The organism is Polaromonas sp. DSP2-3-2b2, from assembly GCF_049895905.1.
Classification (GTDB): domain Bacteria; phylum Pseudomonadota; class Gammaproteobacteria; order Burkholderiales; family Burkholderiaceae_C; genus Polaromonas.
Genome location: NZ_JAFCTH010000047.1, coordinates 1 through 5,239, shown reverse-complemented (window position 1 = coordinate 5,239; position 5,239 = coordinate 1). Strand labels below are relative to the sequence as shown.

Genomic DNA, 5,239 nt, shown 5'->3' with positions numbered 1-5,239 from the left:
ATTTGTTGTCATGAATAGCGCTCCAATGCGGATCATCCGCAATCACGGGGGAGCGGCAACTAGTCTGACACGGGGGGGAAGTCAACGCCCCGGCAGGCGCCAAGCCGGTGGTCTGGCGCCTGCTGACCAACCGGGTGGCCTCCACGCTGCAGGCTGCAGTGGATCTCATCAATTGGTACCGCGCTCGGTGGGAAATTGAGCTTTTTTTCCTGGTGCTCAAGGAGAGCTGCCGGGTCGAGCGCTTGCAACTGGTCGATACCGAACGGCTACAAACCGCGCTGGCGCTGTACATGGTGATTGCCTGGCGCATCAACCGCTTGATGCGGCTGGGGCGCACCTTGCCCGATTTACCGGCCGACCTGGTGTTCGAGCCCGACGAGTGGCGAGCAGCGTTCATCCTGAACAAAAAGCCCGTGCCCAAACAGACGCCCCCGCTCAATACCGTGGTGCGCCTGATTGCCCAGCGCGGTGGCTTTCTGGGCAGCAAGCACGATGGTGAACCGGGCGCCAGAACGATTTGGCTGGGCATGCAGGAGATTGCCGTCTTCGTCGAGGGTGCCCGTTATGCACGCCAGCTCAACGATGGGTGACTTATGTGTAATGGGATGGGGTGAGAGGTCCATTCTCGATTTCGGATAATGTCGAAGTCGTAAATTGAATTCGTGCACGTAAATGGTTTTCGTCTTCGTGATAATATTCGTGGTCGATTATCTTCGGGGGCGGGGCTGATATTACTATGCACCTATCATGCTGCTGAAATACTGCTTCTTGGCTCTAAAATTTATCAGATCAAGGCGCACTTAACCTTTGATGATCTTGAAAAAATCGCGTATCGCCCATTTCATAATGCCAAAAATTCTACGTCGTGTAGTAACTGGAAGTATTCCAACAGTCAGCAAGTTATTTATTACTTGACGAAATCTCTCATTGGTCTGTGTTGAAAAGCACCGCTTGCATGCGCTCATGTTCATCAATGCTGGGCCAATTGGCATCTTGGGGTGCAGATGCTAGATCAGTGTGGAGAAGATGGGTCGACGGTGTTGAAGTCCAATCAACCCGCCCTTCTTGGTTAAAACGGATCTGGGTATAAGTCTCGTTGACCACGGTGTCAGGCGCTCCATTTTTCATGCGCACGTACCAATCAGCCAAGCGCAAAGTCTGACCAGCAAGTGTCTCGGCCAATGCTTGGCCCCGTGCCAGCGCGACGTACAACGCATGCGGGACGGGGTGAACCCCATTTTTTTCGTCCAGTACGAAAACATAGGAGGCATATTTGTCTTCGCCTGCACAGTCATCTCTTGGGACGCAGCTGGCTTGTGCTGACACATCAACCGTGCTGTACACCGGCGAAAAACCACCACCCGGTGTGCGAAAGTTGGTGGTCTGTCCTTGATACATACGCGCAGCCACCCACTGCACCGCGCCGTCATACGTGTAAGCGCGCAGATCAAATTTCATGGCCTTGGGGTCTAACTTATCGACCATGCGCTCGCCAGGCAAAACGATGCTCTGTGCAACGTAGTCGCCCGCAAGGATGTCTTGCCAGACACGCTTGGTCAGCTTGTCGCCACGGTACGCGGCGCGGCTCCCAAAACCGGCAACCGGTTTGAAAAAGAGACCTCGACGTGCGCCCCAAAGGCGCTGCTCATCAGCCGGGTCAACCACTTCGGTGCGCGGTACGTGTTCGAGCAGCACCTGCTGAGTAGCTTGGGGAACGCCCAGCGCCTGCAGTTGCGCCGCATCGCTGAACAACGCGAGCCGCCTCTTGTCGGCATACAGCGCATGGGCCTGCGGGTGCGGTGTCAGCACGACCCCACGGCTCAGGTAAGCTTCACGCAGTCCACTGCTGCTGGCTTGTTCCAGGTAGAAGTCAGTCAGCCGGTTGTAAACCAGGTCGATGGCGACGTCACCATGCCACAGCACGCCGCCGCGCCACTCAAGCGCCGATGGACTGGTGATGACCGAGCGCAGCCCGTGACGCTCGAACAGTTGCTGAAAAAGCAAGAACTCCGGGTAGAGATACTGTTCCTCAGGCCCTTCGTCAACAATCGCGATACTCGAGAGCGGCTTAGTGCGGCCGCTGAGAAGCCATTCATGTCGAAACATGTCAACAATTTGCTGCTCAAAATTGGCCGCGCCAGCGAGTTTTGGAACCATCTCCTCCATCGCTGTGCAGCAGGCCCGCTGTGCACGCGCCAGTAACGCATTAAGCATCGCCCCGCCTGCATTCGTATTAATCTCGATAAGTCCCAGCCGGCCTTGGTGAAGATGAAAGTCGTAGCCAAAGAAGGCGCCTCGGGGGCCACCGGTCTCGAAACGGGCAATGGCGGGCGCGGCGGCCAAGACCTGCTCCCGATACGCTGGAAGCGCCACAACCGACTCAACGGCCTGCACCACTTGCGCCATGGTCTGCAGTTGAATCGCCGGCACGAACACGGGCTGCGCCGCGAACAGGTAGGGACAGCGCTGCCGAATCATTTCCGACAGGTCAGGTTGACCGACCTCTGCATCGAGCGCAAGCGTCAGCGCATTTTGGTCGAGAGTCAAGCAGAAGCAGCCGCGATTCAGAACGTCGGCATGTTTAAGCTGCGCCTCAAGCTGTGGTAAGGGCGAGATGGTGTTCATGGCGCGCTCCTGAGCACAAGGTGCTGAAATAGTGGTATCGGAGCCCAACTTGGATAAAATTTAAAAAGTCTTGTAAATAATACTATTTGCCTTGCCGAACAAACTGAACGAATTCATTACTTGACGCAATGTGGCACTGCTTCGCATTGGCCAGAATGGCAAGCTCTCGGCGGTCGCGGTGCGACGGGCACACGACGAGCACCGTCGAACAGCTGAGCCAGCATTTGCTTTTGCCTTCACACCAAATCCTCATGCAACAGCGCGGAATTGATCCCGATGGCCGCTGCTGCGCCCTCGGCCGCCGCGACGATGACCTGGAGCACATCACGCGAAGCGTCACCGGCAATGTAAAGCCCGGGTACATGGGTCATCTGCTGCTTGTTGTCCACTGTGCAGCCCTCGGTTGCATACGTATCGCAACCCAGGCGCCTTGCCAGGTCAGTGGACTGGTGCCTGCCGGTGTTGAAAAAGATTCCAGCCCGGCGCAGGCGGGAGCCTGATTCAAAGACAATGTCAAAGGCGGCGTGATAAGGCTCCCTGCTATAGATTTCCAAGCACACGATCTTTTCTTCCCGAACGGCAATGCCGTTTCGGTCCAGGCGATGGCGGCAGTCATCAGTGAGTTGCGACGGGCCGTCAGTGCACAGAACCGTGTCTGCGCTCCACAGCGTCATTTCAAGCGCCAACCCACCGCCTTTGTCGTCGCCATGGCCGTAGACCGCCAAGGGTTGGTCGCGCATTTCCCAACCGTCGCAGTAGGGGCACAGGAATACCCCTGATCTGTACAGTTCGCGAAAGCCTGGCTGCTGCGGTACTTCATCAACCACACCGGTCGCGAGTAGGAGTTTGCGTGCTTGAAAGCTGCGGCCATCGCTTGTCGTTACCAAAAATCCTGTGTCCGTGCGAACTGCATCGACCACCCGGACGTCTTCAATTTTCACCGTGGGATAGGCAGCGAGTTGCTCACGGGCAATCGCGCGCAGTTGGGCTGGCTCAAAGCCATCGCGACTGAGAAATCCGTGCATGGTGTGCGATACCGCATTACGCGGCTTTGCATCATCGAACAGCCGGACGTTTCTGCGGCATCTGCCCAGCACAAGCGCGGCATTCAAGCCCGCAGGGCCAGCCCCTACCACGATAACGTCCAGAACCTCAGCCGGTATGGTCAATTGGCTCATCGTCAGATTTTTTTGTGATTTGCATTGGGTCTGCTGCCTCAAAAAAAGGCACAAGCCCGCAACAGCATGTGCTGCGGACTCCTGCCTGGTGGTATGGCATGGACTTTTATTTAGCCCGCTTGTCCTGGGTATGACCTTGCTTTGCCAGGAATTTATCCAGCTGGGCAATTTCTTTTTTCTGCGCGGCAATGATGTTCTGTGCCATTTTTCGCATCTCCGGCGCCTTGCCGTCGCGCAATTCGGCCTGGGCCATGTCGATGGCGCCCTGGTGGTGCATCCGCATCATCATGGCGAAGTCCACATCAGGTTTCCCAGTCATCTGCATGGAAGACATTTTCTCGTTACTGTCCTTCATCATGCCTTGCATGTCCTTCATACCCATGCCTGCACCGGACATGGGTGCGGGATGGGCTTGGCCTTCATGCACCGAATCCTTGCCAGGCGTTGCAGCTGTGGTTTGTGCGTAGGCCGCTGGCAGCAGGGCTGCGCTCAACGCGACGAGAGCAATAGGTAGCGCCTTGTTAAATTTGAAGTTCGAGGTCATTTATGATGCTCCATTGTTGTGGTTTTAAGTTCAGGCCATGGCAGACATCTGGCGGCATTCTTTTGCACACTGAAGGCAGGCTTTGGCGCATTGTTGGCAATGCGCCATGTTGTGCTTGGCGCACTCGTCTCCGCACGACTGGCAGATGTCGGCGCACAAGGCGCAGATCGTCCGGGCGTGTTCGCTGCCACGGGCCATTGCCGCCGAAGCCAGCGCGCAGATTTGCGCGCAATCCATGTCCAGCGCAATGCACCGCACCATCATCTTGACGTCTTGCTCCTGCAGGCAGGAAGCCGCGCAGTGATTGCAGGCAACAACGCAAGCGTTACAAGCTTCAATACAGGCATTGAATGTTTGATGACTCATTTGATACTCCAAGTTAATTTCACATAAAATTTGCCTGGTTTGCCAGTTCAGCGGAGGAAACCACGCAGTTTTGCATGGTCGGTTCAATGCTAAATTTAGTTTGTAAAAGATAGTCCGAAAGCAATGTAAGGAACCTTCCTTTTCAGCCGCTTGGGGCCTCTACCCATCATGAATTTAGGAAAAATGAACCCCTCCGAGCGCTAGCCATCAACTCCAAGTTCTTAGAACTTGAATTACTGTGCAGCTTCGATGGCGGTAACAACAATCGCGCCATCGGCCTTTTCGGCCGCGAACCTGACTTTGTCGCCGATTTGCAACTTTTGTAGCATCGCAGGATCGGCTGCCTTGAACACCATGGTCATTCCCGGCATTTGAAGGTTTTCAATTGCCTCGTGCTTGATGGTTAGCTTGCCCTGGTCGGTGTCGATCTTGCGTACTTCTCCAGACGTCTAAAGTGGACCCCGGATTTGAGACAGCGGTTTAAGCAGGACACTGTCGCAAGAAATGGGTAAATCATGAGTGAATC

The 5,239-nt window shown here is 55.5% G+C and carries 4 protein-coding genes and 2 pseudogenes; 1 reads left to right on the top strand and 5 read right to left on the bottom strand.

The window, feature by feature from the left end; translation table 11 throughout:
- Window positions 1-77: 77 nt before the first annotated feature.
- Window positions 78-590 (top strand): annotated as a pseudogene (locus tag ACP7AD_RS18425) (IS4 family transposase); the annotation flags it as partial.
- Window positions 591-924: 334 nt separating this feature from the next.
- Here ACP7AD_RS18425 and ACP7AD_RS18420 read toward each other — a convergent pair.
- The 5 genes and pseudogenes from ACP7AD_RS18420 to ACP7AD_RS18400 form a co-directional block, all read right to left on the bottom strand.
- Complete coding sequence (locus ACP7AD_RS18420; RefSeq protein WP_426149197.1) at window positions 925-2,625, bottom strand: hypothetical protein; 1,701 nt, start codon at window positions 2,623-2,625, stop codon at window positions 925-927.
- Window positions 2,626-2,861: 236 nt separating this feature from the next.
- A complete protein-coding gene (locus ACP7AD_RS18415; RefSeq protein WP_426149196.1) occupies window positions 2,862-3,803 on the bottom strand; it encodes an NAD(P)/FAD-dependent oxidoreductase in 942 nt (313 codons plus the stop codon).
- A 106-nt stretch (window positions 3,804-3,909) separates the two neighbouring features.
- The gene (locus ACP7AD_RS18410) at window positions 3,910-4,347 is read right to left on the bottom strand and encodes a DUF305 domain-containing protein (RefSeq protein WP_426149195.1); all 438 of its coding nucleotides are present in this window, start codon (window positions 4,345-4,347) and stop codon (window positions 3,910-3,912) included.
- A 30-nt stretch (window positions 4,348-4,377) separates the two neighbouring features.
- A complete protein-coding gene (locus ACP7AD_RS18405) occupies window positions 4,378-4,713 on the bottom strand; it encodes a four-helix bundle copper-binding protein (RefSeq protein ID WP_426149198.1) in 336 nt (111 codons plus the stop codon).
- Between the two features lie 233 nt (window positions 4,714-4,946).
- Window positions 4,947-5,144 (bottom strand): annotated as a pseudogene (locus ACP7AD_RS18400) (copper-binding protein); the annotation flags it as partial.
- Window positions 5,145-5,239: the final 95 nt, after the last annotated feature.